Genomic DNA, 20916 nt, shown 5'->3' on the forward strand with positions numbered 1-20916 from the left:
AACCCCCGTCGCCACGTCCTCCGCTACGTGATCAGAACGCACCGCTCCGTCGGCTCCCTCGTGATCAGGACCGCGCTGGCCGGCGAGGCGGCCACCATCGCCGACCTGCATGTCCGCGCCCGTGCCACCTACTACCCGGACGGCCTGCCCGACGACGGGGCCGACTGGCCGGCGCGCTGGCGCGGCGCCATCGAGCGCCCGGACACCCATGTGCTGTGCGCGGTGCGCGACGGCCGACTCGTGGGCATCGCCTCCTTCCGTACGGACGAGGGCGCGCCCGCCGACTCCGTGAAGCTCTTCCAGTTCCACGTCGCCCCCGACCGCTGGCGCGACGGCATCGGCACCTCCCTGCACGCGGCCTGCGTGGAGGAGTGGCAGGCCGACGGGAAGCGGACGGCCACGCTCGACGTGCACGTCGGCAACGAACGCGCGCAGGCCTTCTACGCCCGCCAGGGCTGGGTGCCGGACCCGGAGAACCCGCCGGCCGAGGGCGATCACCACCTCTTCCTGCGGTACACCGTCCCCGGGGAATGAACCCAGGCGGTTGAACGTTTGCGCACCAGGACCCGTGGAGGGTGCCGCCGTACCCCCGTACCCGTACGACCTGGAGAGAGCCGAGACATGCGCGTCGAGATCTGGAGCGACATCGCCTGCCCCTGGTGCTACGTGGGAAAGGCGCGCTTCGAGAAGGCGCTCGACGCCTTCCCGCACCGCGACGAGGTCGAAGTGGTGCACCGCTCCTTCGAACTCGACCCGGGCCGCGCCAAGGGTGACGTCCAGCCCGTCCTCGCGATGCTCACCAAGAAGTACGGCATGAGCGAGGCGCAGGCGCAGGCCGGCGAGGAGAACCTGGGTACGCAGGCCGCCGCCGAGGGCCTCGCCTACCGCACCCGGGACCGCGACCACGGCAACACCTTCGACATGCACCGTCTCCTGCACTTCGCCAAGGAGCAGGGCCGTCAGGACGAGCTGATCGGCCTGTTGTACCGGGCGAACTTCGCCGAGGAGCGGACCGTCTTCGGCGACGACGAGCGGCTCGTGGAGCTGGCCGTCGCCGCCGGACTCGACGCGGACGCGGCCCGCACGGTCCTCGCCGACCCGCAGGCGTACGCCGACGACGTGCGCGCCGACGAGCGCGAGGCGGCCGAGCTGGGCGCGAACGGCGTGCCGTTCTTCGTCCTGGACCGCAAGTACGGCGTCTCCGGCGCCCAGCCCGCCGAGGTCTTCGCGCAGGCGCTGACCCAGGCCTGGGGCGAGCGCCCGCCGCTGCGGCTGATCCAGCAGGGCTCGGCCGACGCGGAGGCCTGTGGCCCGGACGGATGCGCCGTGCCGCAGCAGTGAAAAGCGCTGGTCGGGGCGGTTGTATAAGCGTTCTTTAGGGGAACCGGGCAAAAATCCGCAATGGACGGGGGGTGCCCGGGGCCGCAGAGTAGGTCCCATGGAGACCTTCGAGAGCCTCGTACGCGCCGAGTTCGCCCCGAAGAACACCTATCTGAACACCGCGAGCACCGGACTGCTGCCGGCCCGCGCGGTGGACGCCCTGCGCACCGCCGTCGCGTCCGTCGCCGCCGGACGCCCCGCCGACATGTTCGCGGACGTCGAGGCCGCCCGTGCCTCCTTCGCGCGGCTGGCCGGAGTCCCGGCGGCCCGGGTGGCGGCCGGGGCCTCGGTCGCCGTCTACAGCGGACTGATCGCCGCCGCGCTGCCGCCCGGCGCCGAAGTGCTCACCGCCGAGGCCGACTTCAGCTCCGTGGTGAACCCCTTCCACGTCCGCGGCGACCTCAAGGTGCGCGCCGTACCGCTGGAGCGGCTCGCCGAGTCCGTACGCCCCGGCACCGCACTCGTCGCGGTCAGCGCCGCGCAGTCCGCGGACGGCCGGGTCGCCGACCTGCCCGCCATCCGCGAGGCCGCGCGGACGCATGGCGCGCGGACGTACGTCGACGCGTCCCAGGCCGCCGGCTGGCTGCCGCTGACGGCGGACGCCCACGACTACGTCTCCTCCGTCGCCTTCAAGTGGCTCGTCTGTCCCCGGGGCGTGGCCTTCCTGGTCGTCCCGGAGGACTTCGGCGGGCTCACACCGCTGTTCGCGGGCTGGGTCGCGGGGCAGGCGCCCTGGGACAGCTGCTACGGCCCGGTCGAGGAACTCGCCCACTCGGCACGGCGGTTCGACGAGAGCCCCAGCCTCTTCTCGTACGCGGGCGCCCGGCATTCGCTGGAGCTCCTAGAGGAGCTGGGCGTGGAGCGCGTACGCACCCACGACCTCGGTCTCGCCGACCGGTTCCGCGCCGGGCTGCGGGAACTCGGCCACGAACCGGTGCCCGCGCCCGGCTCACCGATCGTCTCCGTACCCGGACTGGGCCGGCTCCAGCCGGAGTTGAGCGAGGCCGGGATCGAGGTCTCCGACCGGGCGGGCAACCTGCGCGCCGCCTTCCATCTGTACAACACGTCCGCCGACGTCGACCGGCTGCTGGACGCTCTGCGCCCCTGAAACCCGGCGACCCCCCGCGCGGAAGAGCGACGCCCCGGGCCGCCACGATCGGCGGTCCGGGGCGGTCCGGAGCGGTCCGGGGTCAGCGCACCGGGGTGAAGTCGCGGGACCCGATGAAGTCGGGCCTGCGCACCGGCGCCGCGAAGGGCTCCACCGCCGCGTTCTCCACGCTGTTGAAGACGATGAAGACGTTGCTGCGCGGGAACGGCGTGATGTTGTCGCCCGAGCCGTGCATGCAGTTGCAGTCGAACCAGGTCGCCGAACCGGCCCGGCCCGTGAAGAGCTTGATGCCGTGCCGGGTGGCGAAGTCGGTGAGCGCCTCGTCGGACGGCGTGCCGGCGTCCTGCATCTGCAGCGACTGCTTGTAGTTGTCCTTCGGGGTGGACCCCGCACAGCCGAGGAACGTCCGGTGCGACCCCGGCATGATCATGAGGCCGCCGTTGGTGTCGTAGTTCTCGGTCAGCGCGATCGACACGGACACGGTCCGCATGTTCGGCAGCCCGTCCTCGGCGTGCCAGGTCTCGAAGTCCGAGTGCCAGTAGAACCCGCTGGCCCCGAAACCCGGCTTGACGTTGATCCGTGACTGGTGGACGTAGACGTCCGAGCCGAGGATCTGCCGGGCCCGCCCGACCACGCGCTCGTCGCGGACGAGACGGGCGAAGATCTCGCTGATCCGGTGCACCTCGAAGACCGACCGGATCTCGAGCGACTTCGGCTCGACGATCGAGCGCTCGTCCGCCCGGATCGCGGGATCGGTGACGATCCGCTCCAACTCCTGCCGGTACACGGCGACCTCGTCCTCGCTGAGGAGCTCCTCCACGGGGAGGAAGCCGTCGCGCTCGTACGTGTGCAGCTCGGAGCTGGTGATCGGACCGGGTTCGCCCGGCGCGCTCCACACGACCGGGTCCTGGCGGGGTACGGACACCTCGGTGGCGCCGCGGCTGGGATAGAGATCGGTGAGGGTGGTCATCGGCGGGTCACACCTCCTCGGTGAGCAGCGGGTAGACGCCGTTCTCGTCGTGGTCCTCGCGCCCGGTGACGGGCGGGTTGAAGACACAGATGCAGCGGAAGTCCTCCTTGATCCGCATCGTGTGCCTCTCGTGTCCGTCGAGGAGGTACGTGGTGCCGGGTGTGATCGTGTACGTCAACCCGGTCTCGTCGTCGGTGAGTTCGGCCTCACCCTCGACGCACACGACGGCCTCGATGTGGTTCGCGTACCACATCGACGTCTCCGTGCCCGCGTACAGGATCGTCTCGTGCACGGAGAAGCCGACCTTCTCCTTGGCGAGGACGACGCGCTTGCTCTCCCAGGTGCCCGAGGCCGACTTCACGTGCCGGTCGGTGCCTTCGATGTCCTTGAACGAACGGACTATCACGATGCTGCGATGCCTCTCTCTCGTGGCTCGGGTGCGGGGTTCGGGGTGGGTCTCAGAGGGTCTCGCGCACGGCGCGGGCGAGGGTGCGCAGGCCTTCGTCGAGTTCGTCGGGGGTGATGGTGAGCGCCGGGAGGAGTTTCACGACCTCGCTCTCCGGCCCCGACGTCTCGATGAGCAGCCCGAGTTCGAAGGCGCGCTGCGCGACCCGTCCCGCGCGCTCCTTCTCGTGGAACTCCAGCCCCCAGACGAGCCCGCGCCCCCGGTACTCCCGGACGTCGGCGAGGTTCTCCTCGGTGATGGAGATCAGGCCCTGCTCGATCTGCTCGCCGCGGGTGCGGGTCTGCTTCTCCATGGCGGAGCCGTCCGACCAGTACGTCTCCAGGGCCGCGGCCGCCGTGACGAACGCGGGGTTGTTGCCGCGGAAGGTGCCGTTGTGCTCGCCGGGCTCCCACACGTCCAGTTCGGGCTTGAACAGGCACAGCGACATGGGCAGTCCGTAGCCGCTGATGGACTTGGACACGGTCACGATGTCGGGCACGATCCCCGCCTCCTCGAAGGAGAAGAACGCTCCCGTCCGCCCGCACCCCATCTGGATGTCGTCGACGATCAGCAGCATGTCCCGCCGCCGGCACAGGTCGGCGAGGGCGCGCAGCCACTCGGGCCGGGCGACGTTGATGCCGCCCTCACCCTGGACGGTCTCCACGATGACCGCGGCGGGCTGGTTGAGGCCGGACCCCTGGTCCTCCAGCAGGCGTTCGAACCAGAGGAAGTCCGGTACCTGTCCGTCGAAGTAGTTGTCGAACGGCATCGGGGTGCCGTGCACGAGCGGCACTCCGGCGCCGGCGCGCTTGAAGGCGTTGCCGGTGACGGCGAGCGACCCGAGGGACATCCCGTGGAAGGCGTTGGTGAAGGACACGATCGCCTCGCGCCCCTTCACCTTCCGTGCCAGCTTCAGTGCGGACTCCACGGCGTTGGTGCCGGTGGGGCCCGGGAACATCACCTTGTACGGCAGGTCACGCGGTCGCAGCACGATGTTCTGGAAGGCCTCCAGGAACGCGCGTTTGGCGGTCGTCGACATGTCGAGGCCGTGGGTGACGCCGTCGCGTTCCAGGTAGTCGATCAGGGCGCGTTTGAGTACCGGGTTGTTGTGCCCGTAGTTGAGGGAACCGGCGCCGGCGAAGAAGTCGAGGTACGCGTGCCCGTCCTCGTCGTACATCCGGCTGCCCTGGGCCCGGTCGAAGACGGTGGGCCAGCTGCGGCAGTAGCTGCGCACCTCCGACTCCAGGGTCTCGAAGACGCTCAGGTCGGGCGGGGTGATGGTCACGGCGAAAACGCTCCTCGGTGCGTGGGGGGTCAGAGGGAGAGGGGACCGATGCGGTACAGGACTTCGGGGTCGTGGGGCCCGTCCGGGCTGTTCGGGAAGTGCCCCGCCCCGAACAGCACCTCGCGCTCGACACTCGCGCCGTGGCGGGCGGCGTACGAGGTGAAGAGGCGTTCGGAGGCGATGTTGCCGGGGGTGATGGTGGTCTCGACTCCGCTGATCGTCCGCTCCCGGGAGACCTGCGCGGTCAGTCCGTCGAGCAGGGCCGCGGCCAGTCCGCGTCCGCGGTGCGAGGCGTCGACGGCGACCTGCCAGACGAGCAGGGTGTCCGGGCGCTCGGGCCGGACGTACCCGGTGACGAAACCGACGGGGAGCCCGTCGGGGTCCGCCGTGTCGCGTGCGACCACCGAGGTGCCGGCGAAGTCGCGGCACCACAGCAGATAGCTGTACGAGGAGTTCAGGTCGAGGGTTCCGGAGTCCTTGGCGATGCGCCAGAGGGCGGCCCCGTCGGCCACCTCCGGACGGTCGATCCGAAGGCCCTCTGGCATTTCCAGGAATTCCGCTGGCAGGTCTGTCTGTGCGGCGGTCATGCGGATTGAATTTACCGATGGAAATTCGAAAATGCATCGCCGAGGGGGGTTACGTGCGGAGCGATCCTGTGTTATCCCACGCTTGTAAGCGCCTGCCCAACGACTGTCGAAAGGTATGGCCCTGTCCGTATATTGGGGGAGGAAGCGGACACCCTGTGGAGTGTGTCACAGCGATGTAATGGCCCTGAGATCTGCCCGAATCATGTCGATTGGCGTTCGCGAAATCTTTGCGTTTAGCGGCAAAGAAAGCGGGCAGAAGAATATGGGAACCTACGCTGAATTAATACCCGAATAAGCGGAGTGAATGCACGTTGTGTCGAGTCCGTGGATATGCGGCCGGACCTCGCGCACGAAAGGGGCGGTGCGCACCGACGGCTGTCGGTGCGCACCGCCCGAGGGGTGCTCCGCGCCTCACAGGCCGCGGGCGCTGATGTCGCCGTAGGCGGTGGTCGCCCGGATGTTCAGGCCGGCTCCGGCGCCGTCGGTGTTCTTGAGCGCGTTGTGGATCCGGCCGTGGCCGGTGCCGGCGTCCAGGGACGCGGAGACTCCGTGGGCGGCGCCGACCGAGATCTCGCCGTGCTCGGTGCGCAGCGCGACCGTACCGCGCACGGCCTCGGAGACGCGGATGTCGCCCTTCCGGGTGCTCATCTCCGCGGGGCCGCCCAGGCGGCCGACCGAGATGTCGCCGGCGAGGAGGGTGAGGCGGGCGCTCTCGGCCTCGTCGAGCTCGACCGTGGCCCTGCCGCCCTCGAAGGCGACGTCGCCGAGCCGCCCGACGCCCCGGAGTCCGGCGTCGGCCGCCTTCGCGTCGACGCGGGAGCCGGCGGGCAGCCGGACCGTCACCTCGATGGCTCCGGAGGCGCCGAGGATCCGGTGCGTCGCCGCCGCGGTCCCTATCCGCAGGACGCCGTCGTCGTAGGTGACCTCGGTCTGCTCCGCCGCCTCGACGTCGCGGCTCCTGGAGGCGTCCGCGGGCAGGATCTCGACCGTGGTGTCGGCCCGGTCGGCGGCGACGAACCGGACGCGTCCCGCGGGGATGTCGAGGACGGCCGAGACGGGGGCGGGGGTGTCGAACCTCTGCATCGTGCTCTCCTTCTTCTGCGACGCGGGCTCCTGTCGCCCGGCGTTGTTTCTGACATTAGAAACGCTACGTTGCGTTCAATGATCTGACAACAGGATCGTTGCGCAAGAAGGCGAACAGTGCAGGTAGATGACGGGATTTCGTTGCAATGGCCCTGAGTCAAATGCAACAGGCGTTGCCGGGACGTTGCAATGAACTGGAGGTGAACGCTATGCTGGAGGCACCACGGACGACGAAGGAGACCGCGATGCCGGGAGGCAGACTCACCCAGCAGGAACGTCAGCAGGTCGCGCTGGGACTGGCCGACGGCCTCGCCTACGCGGAGATCGCCAGACGTCTCGACCGTCCGACCTCGACCATCACCCGCGAGGTCATGCGCAACGGCGGTCCGGCCGCGTACCGCGCCGACCTCGCCCATCGCGCCACCGAACGCCGCGCCCATCGCCGCAGGCAGACCACGCCCCAGGAGGCGGAGGCGCCACCGCAGCCCCACGGCCGGGACGCCGAGGCGGTGCGCGAGTACGAGGAGACGTTCACGACGGTGATCATGCAGTCGGGCATGTCCAGGATGATGTCCCGGGTGCTGGCCTGTCTCTGCATCAGCGACGCGGGCAGCCTCACCGCGTCCGAACTCGTCCAGCGCCTCCAGGTCAGCCCGGCGTCCGTCTCCAAAGCGATCGCGTTCCTCGAGAGCCAGGGTCTCGTCCGCCGGGAGCGCGACGAACGCCGCCGCGAGCGCTACATCGTCGACGACGACATCTGGTACCAGTCGATGATGGCCAGCGCCCGGTCCACCGCCCAGCTCGTCGAGACCACCCGGCAGGGCGTCCTCGTCCTCGGTCCGGGCACCCCGGCCGCCACCCGCCTGGAGAACATCGCGCGCTTCCTCGACTTCGTCTCCGAGAGCATCGCCCGCGCCGCCGAGCAGGCCCGCGACATCCTCCACGCGAAACCCGAGCCGGCCGCCGAGCAGCCGGCGCGTCCGGTGTCCGAGGGCGAGGCCGTCGAGACGACGGCACGGAGGTCCGGGGGCGAGCCCTCGGAGGGTGACGGGGAAGGGTAGGTAGGTACGGCGGAGTCAGGAGCCCGGCGCGGCGGGGCGGTCGGGCCCCGCCCCCGGCCTACCCCCACACCTCCGTCACCGCACGCCGGGCCCCCTCCAGGTCCACCGCGTGTCCGGACTCGGCCAGCGCGGCGCCGACGGCGGCGAGACAGGAGTGCACGACGCCCCGCGTCGCGTCGGGGCCGTAGTGGTTGACGCGGATCATCTCCTTCGCCAGCGCACCCCCGCCCGCGACCAAGGGCAGCACCGGGTCCGCCGCCAGCGCCCTGGCGACGAGCACCGTCGCGTCGGCCCCGGCCGGCACCCGCAGGGTCGTCGCGACCGGCGCCGCGTCCCCGGCCCGGTGCACGTACGGCTCCAGCCCCCCGCCGAGAGCCACCGCCCCCGCCCGCGTCGCCGCCGCGGCCGAGGCGTGCCGGTCCATCACCGCGTCGAGCCCCTCGCTCTCGATGCGCTCGACACACGCCTCCAGCGCCAGCATCTCCAGCTGCGCCGGCGCGTGCAGCAACGCCTTTCGCCCGCCGTCGACCCACCGCTCCTTCCAGTCCAGCAAGGACAGGTAGGAGTGCCGGGGCGCCCCGGGGTTGGCCGCCATCCGCGCCCACGCCCGTTCGCTCACGGACACGGCCGACACACCGGCAGGGCCGCCCATCGCCTTCTGCGCCCCGATCACGCACAGGTCGACCCCCCACGCGTCCGGCAGCACCGGTTCGGCGCCGATCGACGCGACGGCGTCCAGGTAGAACAGCGCGCCGTGCTCGCGCACCACCTCGCCGATCTCCGCGACGGGGTTCGTGTTTCCGGTCGCGGCCTCCGCGTGCACCAGCGAGACGAAGTCGATCTCCGGGTGCTCGGCGAAGGCGTCGCGCACCTGCGCGGCCGTCACCGCGGTGTGGAACGGCACCGCGAGATCGATGACCGTGGCCCCGCAGTCCCGCAGCCAGTCCCCGAAGGTCTGTCCGTACGGCCCGGTGATCACGTTGAGCGCGGTGGTGCCGGGTCCGGCGGTGCCGCGGATCGCGCCCTCCAGCGGCAGCAGCGCCTCGCCCTGGGTGATCAGGACGTCCTGCTCGGTGGAGAGCAGCCGCGCCACACGGTCCTCGATCGACGCGAAGTGCGCGGCGCTCAGCGGGGCGAGGTCCAGGAAGGGGTGGGTCACGGCGTAGCTCTCTTCGCTCACGGGTTCCAATGCGCAGCTCCGAGCGTATCCGGCACCCCCGGGCGGCCGGAGCGCGGGCGGTGGCGCCGGTGACGCGTGTGTGCGCCGGGCGGTGGCGGGGCAGATGGGGACGGTGCGGACCGACTCCGCGGCGACCGTCGGACCCACGGCCGGACCGGCCGTAAGTCAGGGGTCAGGAAGCCTCGGGAGGCATGACTTCCGAGGCCGAACGGCGCAACAGCCATCGGATTGGTTTGAGTAAGTCAAACTTTTCCTTATAATCGGAAGCCTTGATTCCCCCCACAGGAGGTCTCCGTGAACTCGGTCCCCGGACGCCGGACGCGCATGCTGGCCGCCACCACCGCGACGGCCGGGCTGCTGCTCGTGGCCGGGTGTTCCTCGGGCGGCGGGGGCAAGACCACCGCCCACGGCGTTCCCCTGGTGAAGGCGGGGCAGCTCACGACGTGCACCCACCTCCCGTACCCGCCCTTCCAGTCGGAGATCGGCGGCAAGGTGCAGGGCTTCGACGTCTCGCTGATCGACCTGGTCGCCAAGGACCTCGGCGTGAAGCAGGCCATCGTGGACACACCCTTCGAGAACTTCAAGACGGGCGCGTTCCTCAACTCCGGCCAGTGCGACCTCGCCGCGGCCGGCATGACGATCACCCCGGAGCGCAAGAAGAACGTCGACTTCTCGGACCCGTACTTCGAAGCCACCCAGGCCGTCCTGGTCGACAAGAAGAGCGGCGTCGACTCCCTCGCGAGCCTCAAGGCCAAGGGGAAGAAGCTCGGCGCCCAGGCGCAGACCACCGGTGAGGACTACGCGCGGAAGCAGGGCTTCGACCCGGTCTCCTTCGAGTCCTCCGACGCGGTGCTCAACGGGCTGCGCACCGGCCAGGTGCAGGCCGTCATCATCGACTACCCCGTCGTCCAGGGCTGGCTGAAGGACAAGGCCAACGCCGACGCCTTCAAGGTGGTGGACAACCTCAACACCGGTGAGCAGTACGGCTTCACGGTGAAGAAGGGCAACACCAAGCTCGTCGACGCCATCAACGCGGCGATCAAGGACGCGAAGGCGGACGGCACGTACAAGAAGCTGTACGAGAAGTGGATCGGCCCGTACGACGAGAGCGCCGCCACGGCCTCACCGTCCGCCTCATGAGCGGCGGCGACGCACAGGTACAGCCCCGCAGGTCCGGCCTGACCCGGCGGCAGAAGCGCACGCTCTCGCGCGGCGCCCAGTACGTCCTCTTCGTCGCGGCCGTGATCGCCTTCGCCGTCACGGCCGACTGGGGACGTCTGAAGAACCAGTTCGCCCAGTGGGACCTGGTCCGGCAGATGTTCCCGGACGTCATCACGCTGGCGCTGAAGAACACCGTGCTCTACACGATGTCCGGATTCGTCGTCGGTCTCGTGCTCGGCATGGTCATCGCCCTGATGCGGCTGTCCCCGGTGGGCCCCTACCGCTGGGTCGCCGGCATCTACATCGAGATCTTCCGGGGCCTGCCCGCCCTGCTGATCTTCGTCTTCGTGGGTGTCGCCGTCCCGCTGGCCTTCCCGGGGACGGAGATCCCCGGCGGTACGTACGGCAAGGTGGCGCTCGCGCTCGGCCTGGTCTCGGCCGCGTACATGGCCGAGACGATCCGGGCGGGCATCCAGGCGGTCCCCAAGGGCCAGATGGAGGCGGCCCGTTCGCTGGGCTTCTCGCACGCGAGGGCCATGGTCTCGATCATCATCCCGCAGGCGTTCCGCATCGTGATCCCGCCGCTCACCAACGAACTGGTGCTCCTCTTCAAGGACTCCTCGCTGGTGCTGTTCCTCGGCGTCACGCTGGAGGAGCGCGAACTCACCAAGTTCGGGCGCGACCTGGCCAGCCAGACCGCCAACTCCACGCCGATCCTGGTCGCGGGCCTGTGCTATCTGCTGGTCACGATCCCGCTCGGATTCGTCGTCCGCCGTCTTGAGGCGAAGGCCGGGGAGGCCACCAAGTGAGCAGGCCGGAGATCCAAGTGAAGGACCTGCACAAGTCCTTCGGTGACAACGAGGTGCTGCGCGGCATCGACCTGGAGATCGGCTCGGGCGAGGTCGTCTGCGTCATCGGGCCGTCCGGCTCCGGCAAGTCGACGCTGCTGCGCTGCGTGAACCTCCTGGAGGAACCCACCAGGGGCCAGGTCCTCGTCGGCGGGACGGAGGTCACGGACCCCGATGTCGACATCGACGCCGTGCGCCGCCGCATCGGCATGGTCTTCCAGCAGTTCAACCTCTTCCCGCACCTGTCGGTGACCGAGAACCTCACGCTGCCGCAGCGCCGGGTGCTCGGGCGGGACAAGGAACAGGCGGCGAAGGTGGCCGCCGAGAACCTCAGGCGCGTGGGCCTGTCGGAGAAGGCCGAGGCCTACCCCGCCTCGCTCTCCGGCGGCCAGCAGCAGCGGGTGGCGATCGCCCGCGCGCTCGCCATGGGCCCCGAGGTGATGCTCTTCGACGAGCCCACCTCGGCCCTGGACCCCGAACTCGTCGGCGACGTGCTCGCCGTGATGCGCAGGCTGGCGAACGAGGGCATGACGATGATGGTCGTCACCCACGAGATGACGTTCGCGCGCGAGGTCGCCGACCGGGTCGTCTTCATGGACGGCGGGGTGATCGTCGAGGACGGCACCCCCGAGCAGGTCATCGGCAACCCGGCCAACGAGCGCACCCGCCACTTCCTCTCCCGGCTGCTGGACCCCGCGATGGCGGACGTGGAGGAGGGGACCCCCGACCAGGTGGACCGGGACGGCCAGGGCCCGAACTAGGGTGCAGCCCATGAGTGATCGCGCGGTGCTGCACGTGAAGGGGCGGGTGCTCGTCGGGCCCGACGAGGTCCGGGACGAACTCTGGGTCGTGGGCGGGAGAATCTCCTACGAGCGCCCCGCCGGCGCCCGTGACGTCCGCACCGTCGAGGGCTGGGTGCTGCCCGGCCTCGTCGACGCCCACTGCCATGTCGGACTCGACCAGCACGGGCCCGTTCCCGACGAGGTCTCGGAGAAGCAGGCGCTGACCGACCGGGACGCGGGCACCCTGCTCGTCCGGGACGCCGGCTCACCCTCCGACACCCGCTGGATCGACGACCGCGCCGACCTCCCGAAGATCATCCGCGCGGGCCGCCACATCGCCCGCACCCGCCGCTACATCCGCAACTACGCGCACGAGATCGAGCCGGAGGACCTGGTCGCGTACGTCGCCCGGGAGGCCGCGCGCGGCGACGGCTGGGTGAAACTGGTCGGCGACTGGATCGACCGCGGCACGGGCGACCTGAGCGCCTGCTGGCCCCGGGACGCCGTCGAGGCCGCGATCACCGAGGCCCACCGGCTGGGCGCCCGGGTCACCGCGCACTGCTTCGCCGAGGACTCCCTGCGCGACCTGGTCGAGGCCGGCATCGACTGTATCGAGCACGCGACGGGGCTGACCGAGGACACCATCCCGCTGTTCGCCTCACGCGGGGTCGCGATCGTCCCCACCCTCGTGAACATCGCCACCTTCCCGCGGCTCGCCGACGGGGGTGACGCCAAGTTCCCGCGCTGGTCCGCGCACATGCGCCGCCTGTACGAGCGGCGGTACGACACCGTGCGCGCCGCGTACGACGCCGGAATCGCGGTCTACGTGGGTACGGACGCGGGCGGCACGCTCCCGCACGGACTGGTCGCGGGCGAGGTCGCCGAGCTGGTGACCGCGGGCATCCCACGGGTCGAGGCGCTCTCCGCGACGACCTGGGGTGCCCGGCGGTGGCTCGGCAGGCCGGGGCTCGACGAGGGGGCGCCGGCGGACCTGGTGGTGTACGAGGGGGATCCGCGCGCGGACGTGCGGGTACTGGGCGCTCCGCGCCTGGTGGTGCTGAACGGGCGACCCGTCGGGTAGCGGGCGGTGACCTGGGCGTTCGGGGCGGCGCGCTCGGTGGTGGGACGCCGGGCAACTCCCGTGCCGTGGGATTCGAATGGATGCACGGATGCGCCACGTTGGAGTGAAGTCACGTCAGGTTGCTGACCGTTCACTCTTAGTACGTAATTCTTTCCGGGTCCCAAGCTTTCTCTCCTGGGGGTCCCACCCTTGAACACCCACTACTTCCGCATGCCCGCACGCCGGTTCACCGCCACCGCGGCGGCCACCGTCCTCGCCGCCGGTCCGGTGGTGCTGGCCGGTGCGGGCTCCGCGCACGCCACCGGCGCGCAGGGCCGGGCGAGCGCCGTCGTCCTGCGTACCGGGCTCGACGTGTCCCTGCTCAACAAGACGGTGAACGTCCCGCTCGCCGTCTCCCTCAACGAGGTGCAGGCGCCGCGGAGCGCCGAACGCACCGCGCTGACAGCCCGGTTGGACGGTGTCGCCGGCGGCCGGCCTTTCAGTGTGCTGCGCGCGGACGCCGCCACCGCGAAGGCGACGGTCTCACCGACGAAGGCGGAGGCGTCCACGAACCTCGCGCACGCCAGGATCCATGTCCCCGGACTTCCGCTGCTCTCCCTGGTCGAGATCTCCCAGGTCACCTCCACGGCGACCTGTGAGGCGGGCCGGAAGCCGGCCGCCTCGACGAACGTGCTGGGCGCGGTGAGGGTCCTCGGCAAGAAGGTCACCGTCACGGCGGGCGGTCCGACGGAGGTGAAGGTGCCGGGCGTCGGCGAGGTCCGTATCGACTTCTCCAAGGCGCAGACCTCGTCGCGTACGGCGGCCGCGTCCGCGCTCGTCCTCAAGGTGTCCATCAACCCGTTGAAGCTGAACGTGGCCGAGGTGGAGGGGACGCTGACCCTCGCGGGCGTCTCGTGCGAGGCTCCGGCCGCGCCGGCGCGGCCGGGCGGCGGTGCCGCGCCCGTGTCCGAGGTGACGCCGCAGGGGGCGCCCGCGAAGGAGGCGGCGCCGGCGAAGGCGCCCGCGAAGACGGAGGCGGGGCTGGCCGAGACCGGGGGGTCGTCGTCCACGCCGTACATCGTGGGGAGTGGGGTGGTGCTGCTGGCCGCGGGTGCGGGGGCGGTCGCCCTGGGCCGACGCCGCACCCGCCCCTGACGCGGGGTTCGCTCGCCGGGTGCGGGTGAGTGGGGGCCGGTCGCGCAGTTCCCCGCGCCCCTGGGGGACGGGGCTGCGCCCCTGTCCCCCAGCGGTGTGTTCGGGCGCGCATCTCCAGCCCGTCCGGCGTTTGAGGACGAGGCCGTTCAGGCCGAAATGGGGTCTCGGGACGGAGCCCCCAGGGATGGGACGGGTAGGGGCGGCGGGGGCGGAAACCCCTTGCCGCCCCCCGTCTCAGCTCCCCGCCGCCGCCATCGCCCGGTCCAGCGCCTGCAAGAACCCGTTGACGGTGGTCCGGTCGCGTACGGCCAGGCGGAGCCACTCCTCCCCGAGCCCCGGGAACGTGTCCCCGCGTCGCACCGCGAACCCCAGCCCGCGCAACCGGTCCCGTACCGCCCCCGCCCGGGGCAGCCGCACCAGGACGAACGGACCGTCCGCGGGCTCCACGACCCGCAACCCGTCGGGTTCGAACTCCCGGAGGCCCGCCACCAGATGGGCCCGGTCCGCGGCGACCCGCCGGGCGGCGTGGCCGGCCTCCGCCAGCGCCCTGGGCGACACACAGGCCTCGGCCGCGGCGAGCGCGGGCGTGGACACCGGCCACAGCGGCTGCGCCCGATACAGCTCCGCGATCGTCCCGGGATCGGCGAGGACGTAGCCGATCCGCAGCCCGGCCAGCCCCCACGTCTTCGTGAGGCTGCGCAGCACGACCAGTCCGGGCACGTCCGTCCGGCCGGCCAGCGAGTCGCGTTCCCCCGGCACCGCGTCCATGAACGCCTCGTCGACGACCAACGTCCTTCCGGGCCGGGCGAGTTCCGTCAGCGACGCGGCGGGGTGCAGTACCGACGTCGGGTTGGTCGGGTTCCCGACCACGACGAGGTCCGCGTCCTCCGGTACCGTCCGCGGGTCCAGCCGGAAGCCGTCCTCCTCGCGCAGCAGCACCCGGTCGACCGCGTGCCCCGCGTCCCGCAGAGCCGCCTCCGGTTCCGTGAACTGCGGGTGCACCACGACAGGCTGACGGACCTTCAGGCCACGGGCGATCAGCACGAAGGCCTCGGCGGCGCCCGCGGTCAGCAGCACCCGCTCCACCGGCAGCCCGTGCCGCGCCGCCACCGCGGCCCGTGCGGCCCGTCCGTCCGGATACGCGGCGAGGCCGCCCAGTGAGGCGGCGATCCGCTCCCGCAGCCACACCGGAGGCGTGTCGGCGCGGACGTTCACCGCGAGGTCGGTGAGCGCCGGACCGCCGTCCCGCACCTCGGCGTCGCCGTGGTGCCGCAGATCGTGCCCGTCCGCCCCGGTGGCGTTCGCGTCGCGCCCGGGGTTCCCGGCGTCGTCAGTGCGCATGGGAGGGGGAGTGCGCGGGACCACCGTGGTGGTGCCCGTGGTGACCGTCGTGGTGGTGGCCGTCGTCGTCCGGATGGAAGTGCGGCTGCTGGGGGAGCCCCACCTTGTCCTCGAAGCCGGGCAGCGCGACGCGGTAGACGCAGGAGTCGCAGTTCATCCGCAGGTCCCCCCGCACGGCCTCCCGGTACCGCTCCATGACCAGGTCGAGCAGCTCCGGCTCCGGACCGATGACGTCGGCCGAGCGCACCTCGACATCGGGGTGCGCCGCCGCCCAGCCCTCGGTCTGCTGCCGCACCCGTTCCGGCAGGATGCCCGTGAAGAGGAAGTAGGGCAGGACGACGATCCGGCGGGCACCCAGCCGCACACAGCGGTCCAGGCCCGACGGCACGTCCGGCGCGGCCAGCGACACGAACGCCGTCTCCACCCCGGCGTACCCGCGTCCCTCCCACAGCAGCCGCGCCGCCTTGTGCACCTCGGCGTTGGCGTCCGGGTCCGTGGAGCCCCGCCCGACGAGCAGTACGGTGACGTCGGCCCGGTCCGCGGGGGTACGGGCGGTGCCGCCGAGGACCTCGTCGAGCCGCCGCTCCAGGACCGCGAGCAGCGACGGGTGCGGACCCAGCGGGCGCCCGTACGTGTAGGAGATCCCGGGGTGCCGCTCCTTCTCGCGGGCCAGCGCGGCCGGGATGTCGCCCTTGGCGTGTCCGGCGGACACCAGCATCAGCGGGACGGCGGCGAACCGGCGTACACCCTGGTCCACCAGCTCGCCCACCGCTTCGGCGAGCGGGGGCGGCGACAGTTCGATGAAGCCGCCGGCGACGGGAAGTTCGGGGTGGCGGCGGCCCAACTCCCGTACGAAGGAGCGGAAGGCCTCGGCTCCGGCCTCGTCCCGGGTGCCGTGTCCGGCGATGAGCAGGGCGGGGGGCGGGGTGGTCACGGATTCTCCTTCGGTACGGGGTGGTACAGCAGGGCGTTGAGCGCGGCGGCGGCGACCGCCGAACCGCCCTTCTCGGACACGTTGCTGACAGCGGGCAGTCCGCTCTCGCGCAGCGCGGCCTTGGACTCGGCCGCGCCGACGAAGCCGACGGGCAGACCGATGACGAGCGCCGGATCGGCGTGCAGGGTGAGGAGTTCCTCCAGGGCGGTCGGCGCGCAGCCGATCACCCAGAGCGCGCCGGGCCCGACGTCCTCGTACGCGAGCCGGATCGCGTGGGCCGAACGGGTCAGCCCCGGCCCGGACTTGGCGTCCCTGAGGCGGCAGACGGTGTCGCGACGGGTGATGCCCGCCGCGACCATCTCCACGTCCACCACGACCGGTGCCCCGGCGTGCAGCGCGATGTGAGCCTTGGACAGGGCGCTCTCGTCGGTGACGAGGTCGCTCGCGTAGTCGAGGTCCGCCGCGGAGTGGACGACCCGCTCCACGACGGCACGTGTCAGCGGCGGGAAGTGCGAGGTGCCCAGACGGGCGCGCAGTCGCCGGAAGGACTCCTGTTCGATGGGGTGGACGACCCGGGACTCCGGGAAGGTCTGGCTCACTTGGGCTCCTCCTGCCAGCGGTAGCCGCGGGGCGTCACCATGCGCCCGGCGATCTCGCGGGTCGCCGTGTTGCCCACGGTCACGACGGTCATCATGTCCACCGTCGCGGGATCGAGTCCCGCGAGGGTGGTGAGGCGACTGCTCTCGTCGGGGCGCGAGGCGTTGCGGACGACGCCCACCGGCGTCGTCGGCTCCCGGTGCCCGGAGAGGATCGCGAGCGCCTTCGGGAGCTGCCAGTCGCGGCCCCGGCTGCGGGGGTTGTAGAACGTCACGACGATATCGGCCTCGGCCGCCGCCCGTACCCGCCGCTCGATGACCTCCCACGGGGTGTGGAGGTCGGAGAGGCTGATCGAGACGTGGTCGTGGCCCAGGGGTGCGCCGAGGATCGCCGCCGCCGCGAGCGCGGCGGTCACCCCGGGCACCCCGACCACGTCGATGTCGTCGGACGCCTCGGCCAGCGCGGGGGAGGCCATCGCGTACACGCCCGCGTCCCCGCTGCCGATCAGCGCGACGGCCTGCCCGCGCCGGGCCTCGGACACCGCCGTGCGCGCCCGCTCCTCCTCGGCGCCGAGCCCCGACTCCAGGATCCGGGTGCCGGGTCGCAGCAGATCGCGGATCTGGTCGACGTACTGGTCGAGCCCGACGAGCACCGAGGCCCGCCGCAGCTCCTCCCTGGCCCGGGGGGTGAGCAGGTCACGGGCGCCGGGGCCGAGCCCGACCACCGCCAGCCGGCCGCGCGCCGACCGGCGTACGACCGCACAGGTGGCCATGGCGGGCTGCCCGTCGGCCCGCGCCGACTTCCGCTTGGGGACCAGGAGTTCACCGCCGCGCACCAGGGCCGCGGCCTCGGCCACGGAGGGGGTGCCCACGGCGGCGAGCGGCGCGCCGGACGGGTTCGGCACGTCGACCGTCGCCAACTCCCCGGCGGTGTAGGTGACCAAGGGCACCCCGAGCCGCGCGGCGGCCCCGACGATGCCGGGCTCCTCGGCCTTGGCGTCGACGGTGGCGAGCTCGGCGACGGACCGCGCGGACAGCCCGGCGTCCCGCAGGGCGTCCTCGACGAGCCCGAGCACCTCGTCCACGGGGGCGCCCTTCGAGGCCCCCACGCCGACGACGAGGGACGGCGGGCGGAGGATCACCAGACGCTCGGCGGCCGCGACGACCCGGTCGGTGACCCGGACCGTGTAGGCGCCGTCCGCCGCGAACGGAAGCGCGGGCAGCGGCCAGACCGTCGCGGCGTCCAGGCCGACGGGTTCGCCGTCCAGCAGGGCCCGGGTCACCCCGGCGACGTCTCCCTCCACGGGGAGGCCCAGCGTGTCCAGGCCGGGCACCCCCACCGCGTCCGTCGCCGTCGTCACCACGGGCTCGGCGCCGAGCAACTCGCCGACCTCGCGCGCCAGGTCGTTCGCCCCACCGCCGTGCCCGCCGACGAGGGACACGGCGAACCGCCCGGCCTCGTCGACACACACGACCCCGGGGTCGGTCGTCTTGTCGCCCAGCAGCGGTGCGATCAGCCGCACCACCGCGCCCGTGGCGAGGAAGCACACCAACTGGTCGCACTCCCCGAAGGCGCGCCGCACGGCGTCCCCGACGGACCCGGCGTCCCCGCCCGACCCGTCGTACACGCGGGTACGAGCGGGCCAGGCGGCGGCCAGCCGGTCACGGGCAGCCGCGCCCGCCGCCGTGGCGGAAATCAGGCCGATCACTGGGGGACTCCTTCGGTACGGGCCGGGGGCCGGACGCCCCACAGCAGGAAGACGGGATTGGTGGCCGCGAGCCGGGTGACGTTCCCCGGCAGCGGCGCGAGCCGGGAGGACTGCAGGAGCACGCCGTCGCAGGCGAACCCGGCGGCGTCGAGCGCGTCCCGGGCCGCCGGCACCCGGTCCAGCGCGGCCATGGCGACGACGACGGCCCGCCGGGCGCGCCGCGCGCAGGCCGTCACGATGGCGGGCAGCTCCCGCCCTCCACCGCCGATGAAGACGGCGTCCGGATCGTCCAGATGGGACAGCACGGTGGGCGCCGCCCCGTGCACGACCCGCACCTCGACCCCGTGCGCCCCGGCGTTGGCGCGGATCCGGTCGCAGCCGTCCCGCGTCTTCTCGATCGCGGTGACGGCGGCACCGAACCGCGCGCACTCGACGGCGACGGACCCGGAGCCCGAGCCGACGTCCCAGACCAGATCACCGAGGCGTGGCCCGATCCGGGCCAGCGCGAGCGCCCGTACCTCGAACTTGCTGATCATCGAGTCGCGGTGGGCGAACTCGCTCTCGTCCAGGGCCCACCGGTCGGGCCCGGCGACCGGCCCGGCGACCGTCCGCACGGGAGCGAGGACACGCGACCCGTCCAGGCACAGGACGACGCTGACCGCCGTACCCCAGTCGCGGGCCGCGGCCTCGGCGGGCGTGACCCGCTCCACGCGTTCGCGCGCGGGATCGCCGAGGGCGCTCGCCACGACGAGGACGCGCCCGTCGGAACGGTGGGCGAGGGCGGCGCCGAGTTCGGCGGGACCGGAACCGGGTCCGGTCAGCACGGCCACCTTCGGGTGGGACCGGCAGACGTGTACGGCGGTGCGCAGGTCACGCCCGTGGGCGCTCACCACCACCGCGTCGTCCCAGGGCAGCCCGAGCCGCGCGAAGGCGGTCGCGACCGACGAGACACCGGGCCGGACGTCCAGCCGCTCCGGCCCGAACCGTTCGGCCAGTGCCCGCACGATCCCGAAGAACCCGGGATCGCCGGAGGCGAGCACGACGACCCGGCCGCCCCGCGCCCCCTCCGTGCCCTCCGCGCCTTCTTCCTGGTCGTCGTGCTCCGTCTTCGCCACGTACCGCTCGACGGCGTCGAGGGCGGGGGCGAGCGGTCCGAGGACGACCTGTTCGGCGCCCGCCGGCAGCCGCGCGGCCGCCAGATGGCGCCGGGCCCCCACGACCAGGTCGGCCCCCGCCACGGCGGCCTCGGCGTCCGGTGGCAGCGGCGCCCCCGTGCCCGTACCGACGACGGTGATCACGACGTACTGCCGCGCCGCGCCGCACGCAGCTCCGCGCGGGCCCGCGGGTCGGCCCTGCGGAAGCCGTGGAAGTGACCGGGGTGGTAGAGGTGCGAGCGGGTGCCGCTCGCGTCGAGCGCCGGACCGACCAGGAACAGCGTGTGCTTCCAGAGCTTGTGCTCCTTGACCGTCTCCTCCAGGGTCCCGATCGTGCACCGGACGATCAGCTCCTCGGGCCAGGTCGCCTGGTACGCGACCACGACCGGCGTCGAGGTCGGATATCCGCCCTCCAGCAGTTCCCGGACCAACTGTCCGCTGCGGGCCGCCGACAGGAACAGCGCCATGGTCGTCCCGTGCCGGGCGAACTCCCGCACCTCCTCGCCGGGCGGCATCGGCGTCTTGCCGCCGCCGAGCCGGGTGAGGATCACGGACTGCGCGATCTCGGGAATGGTCAGCTCGCGCCGGGCGAGGGCGGCCACCGCGGAGAAGGAGGAGACACCGGGCACGATCTCGGTCTCGACGTCCAGGTCCGCGCACCGGTCGAGCTGCTCCTGCGTGCCGCCCCACAGGGCCGGGTCGCCGGAGTGGATCCGGGCGACCTTCAGGCCCTCGCGGGCGGCGCGCTCGTACACGGCGACGACGTCCTCCAGGGACATCGTCGCCGAGTCCAGGATCTCCGCGCCCTCTCGGGCGTGTTCGAGGACCTCGGCCTGCACCAGGCTGGCCGCCCAGATCACGACGTCGGCCTCGGCGATCGCGCGCGCGGCGCGGAAGGTCAGCAGGTCGGCGGCGCCGGGCCCGGCCCCGACGAAGGTCACCTTGCCGGTGGGGGCATCGGCCATGGGAATCGGTCCTCTCCTACGAAAACTCGGGTGCTGCGAAAAGATTTCGGTAGCCGGATCGGTGGCTTCCCGGCCGTTGGACATGCGAGACCGGGGCCTGATCGGATAGCAA

Annotated in this window: 21 protein-coding genes; 9 read left to right on the plus strand and 12 right to left on the minus strand. The window is 72.2% G+C overall.

Features of this window, described 5'->3' with window-relative positions; all coding sequences use genetic code 11:
* Positions 1-30 precede the first annotated feature (30 nt).
* From OG199_RS31445 to OG199_RS31455, 3 genes are all read left to right on the plus strand, one after another.
* Complete coding sequence (locus OG199_RS31445) at positions 31-534, plus strand: GNAT family N-acetyltransferase (protein ID WP_356805982.1); 504 nt, start codon at positions 31-33, stop codon at positions 532-534.
* 87 nt (positions 535-621) lie between these two features.
* Positions 622-1341, plus strand: coding sequence for a DsbA family oxidoreductase (locus OG199_RS31450; protein ID WP_356805971.1), 720 nt, complete (start codon positions 622-624; stop codon positions 1339-1341).
* Positions 1342-1438: 97 nt separating this feature from the next.
* A complete protein-coding gene (locus OG199_RS31455) occupies positions 1439-2488 on the plus strand; it encodes an aminotransferase class V-fold PLP-dependent enzyme (RefSeq protein WP_356805973.1) in 1050 nt (349 codons plus the stop codon).
* A gap of 82 nt (positions 2489-2570) precedes the next feature.
* Here OG199_RS31455 and thpD read toward each other — a convergent pair whose 3' ends face one another.
* The 5 genes from thpD to OG199_RS31480 all read right to left on the minus strand — a co-directional run bounded on the left by thpD (position 2571) and on the right by OG199_RS31480 (position 6858).
* The gene (thpD, locus tag OG199_RS31460) at positions 2571-3458 is read right to left on the minus strand and encodes an ectoine hydroxylase (protein WP_356805974.1); all 888 of its coding nucleotides are present in this window, start codon (positions 3456-3458) and stop codon (positions 2571-2573) included.
* A 7-nt stretch (positions 3459-3465) separates the two neighbouring features.
* Positions 3466-3864 carry an ectoine synthase gene (locus tag OG199_RS31465; RefSeq protein ID WP_356805976.1) on the minus strand — a complete coding sequence of 133 codons (399 nt, stop codon included), beginning with the start codon at positions 3862-3864 and terminating at the stop codon, positions 3466-3468.
* A gap of 52 nt (positions 3865-3916) precedes the next feature.
* The gene (ectB, locus tag OG199_RS31470) at positions 3917-5188 is read right to left on the minus strand and encodes a diaminobutyrate--2-oxoglutarate transaminase (RefSeq protein WP_356805978.1); all 1272 of its coding nucleotides are present in this window, start codon (positions 5186-5188) and stop codon (positions 3917-3919) included.
* Between the two features lie 29 nt (positions 5189-5217).
* The gene (gene ectA, locus OG199_RS31475; protein ID WP_401809962.1) at positions 5218-5775 is read right to left on the minus strand and encodes a diaminobutyrate acetyltransferase; all 558 of its coding nucleotides are present in this window, start codon (positions 5773-5775) and stop codon (positions 5218-5220) included.
* Positions 5776-6186: 411 nt separating this feature from the next.
* A complete protein-coding gene (locus OG199_RS31480; RefSeq protein WP_405832316.1) occupies positions 6187-6858 on the minus strand; it encodes a hypothetical protein in 672 nt (223 codons plus the stop codon).
* Positions 6859-7103: 245 nt separating this feature from the next.
* Between OG199_RS31480 and OG199_RS31485 the strand changes: the two genes are divergently transcribed.
* The gene (locus tag OG199_RS31485) at positions 7104-7919 is read left to right on the plus strand and encodes a helix-turn-helix domain-containing protein (protein WP_356803746.1); all 816 of its coding nucleotides are present in this window, start codon (positions 7104-7106) and stop codon (positions 7917-7919) included.
* Positions 7920-7977: 58 nt separating this feature from the next.
* On the opposite strand, the gene OG199_RS31490 is transcribed toward OG199_RS31485, so the two are convergent.
* Positions 7978-9099, minus strand: coding sequence for a pyridoxal-phosphate-dependent aminotransferase family protein (locus tag OG199_RS31490; RefSeq protein ID WP_401809657.1), 1122 nt, complete (start codon positions 9097-9099; stop codon positions 7978-7980).
* Between the two features lie 294 nt (positions 9100-9393).
* On the opposite strand from OG199_RS31490, the gene OG199_RS31495 reads away from it, so the two are divergent.
* From OG199_RS31495 to OG199_RS31515, 5 genes are all read left to right on the plus strand, one after another.
* Positions 9394-10239 (plus strand): transporter substrate-binding domain-containing protein, encoded by an 846-nt coding sequence (locus OG199_RS31495; protein ID WP_405832317.1) that lies wholly within the window; start codon positions 9394-9396, stop codon positions 10237-10239.
* Complete coding sequence (locus tag OG199_RS31500) at positions 10236-11069, plus strand: amino acid ABC transporter permease (protein WP_405832319.1); 834 nt, start codon at positions 10236-10238, stop codon at positions 11067-11069. Before OG199_RS31495 ends, OG199_RS31500 begins: the two co-directional genes overlap by 4 nt.
* Positions 11066-11869 (plus strand): amino acid ABC transporter ATP-binding protein, encoded by an 804-nt coding sequence (locus OG199_RS31505; protein WP_356803742.1) that lies wholly within the window; start codon positions 11066-11068, stop codon positions 11867-11869. The genes OG199_RS31500 and OG199_RS31505 overlap by 4 nt, the downstream gene beginning before the upstream one ends.
* Positions 11870-11879: 10 nt before the next feature.
* A complete protein-coding gene (locus tag OG199_RS31510; protein WP_356803740.1) occupies positions 11880-12971 on the plus strand; it encodes an amidohydrolase family protein in 1092 nt (363 codons plus the stop codon).
* Positions 12972-13160: 189 nt separating this feature from the next.
* On the plus strand, positions 13161-14105 hold the full coding sequence (locus tag OG199_RS31515; protein ID WP_356803738.1) for an SCO1860 family LAETG-anchored protein: 945 nt from the start codon (positions 13161-13163) through the stop codon (positions 14103-14105).
* A 234-nt stretch (positions 14106-14339) separates the two neighbouring features.
* On the opposite strand, the gene cobC is transcribed toward OG199_RS31515, so the two are convergent.
* Genes cobC through cobM form a run of 6 tightly spaced genes read right to left on the minus strand, consistent with a single transcriptional unit; the run spans position 14340 to position 20804 of the window.
* Positions 14340-15446: an Rv2231c family pyridoxal phosphate-dependent protein CobC gene (cobC, locus tag OG199_RS31520; RefSeq protein WP_405832322.1), complete on the minus strand. Its 1107-nt coding sequence runs from the start codon at positions 15444-15446 to the stop codon at positions 14340-14342.
* Complete coding sequence (locus OG199_RS31525) at positions 15436-16380, minus strand: sirohydrochlorin chelatase (RefSeq protein WP_401809664.1); 945 nt, start codon at positions 16378-16380, stop codon at positions 15436-15438. Before OG199_RS31525 ends, cobC begins: the two co-directional genes overlap by 11 nt.
* Positions 16377-16979, minus strand: coding sequence for a precorrin-8X methylmutase (locus OG199_RS31530; RefSeq protein WP_405832324.1), 603 nt, complete (start codon positions 16977-16979; stop codon positions 16377-16379). The genes OG199_RS31525 and OG199_RS31530 overlap by 4 nt, the downstream gene beginning before the upstream one ends.
* On the minus strand, positions 16976-18685 hold the full coding sequence (cobJ, locus tag OG199_RS31535; RefSeq protein ID WP_405832326.1) for a precorrin-3B C(17)-methyltransferase: 1710 nt from the start codon (positions 18683-18685) through the stop codon (positions 16976-16978). Before cobJ ends, OG199_RS31530 begins: the two co-directional genes overlap by 4 nt.
* Complete coding sequence (gene cbiE, locus OG199_RS31540; protein WP_405832327.1) at positions 18682-19983, minus strand: precorrin-6y C5,15-methyltransferase (decarboxylating) subunit CbiE; 1302 nt, start codon at positions 19981-19983, stop codon at positions 18682-18684. Before cbiE ends, cobJ begins: the two co-directional genes overlap by 4 nt.
* Positions 19980-20804, minus strand: coding sequence for a precorrin-4 C(11)-methyltransferase (cobM, locus tag OG199_RS31545; protein WP_356803728.1), 825 nt, complete (start codon positions 20802-20804; stop codon positions 19980-19982). Before cobM ends, cbiE begins: the two co-directional genes overlap by 4 nt.
* Between the last annotated feature and the right edge of the window lie 112 nt (positions 20805-20916).

Origin of the sequence: Streptomyces sp. NBC_01176, assembly GCF_045039825.1 — a bacterium.
Lineage (GTDB): Bacteria > Actinomycetota > Actinomycetes > Streptomycetales > Streptomycetaceae > Streptomyces.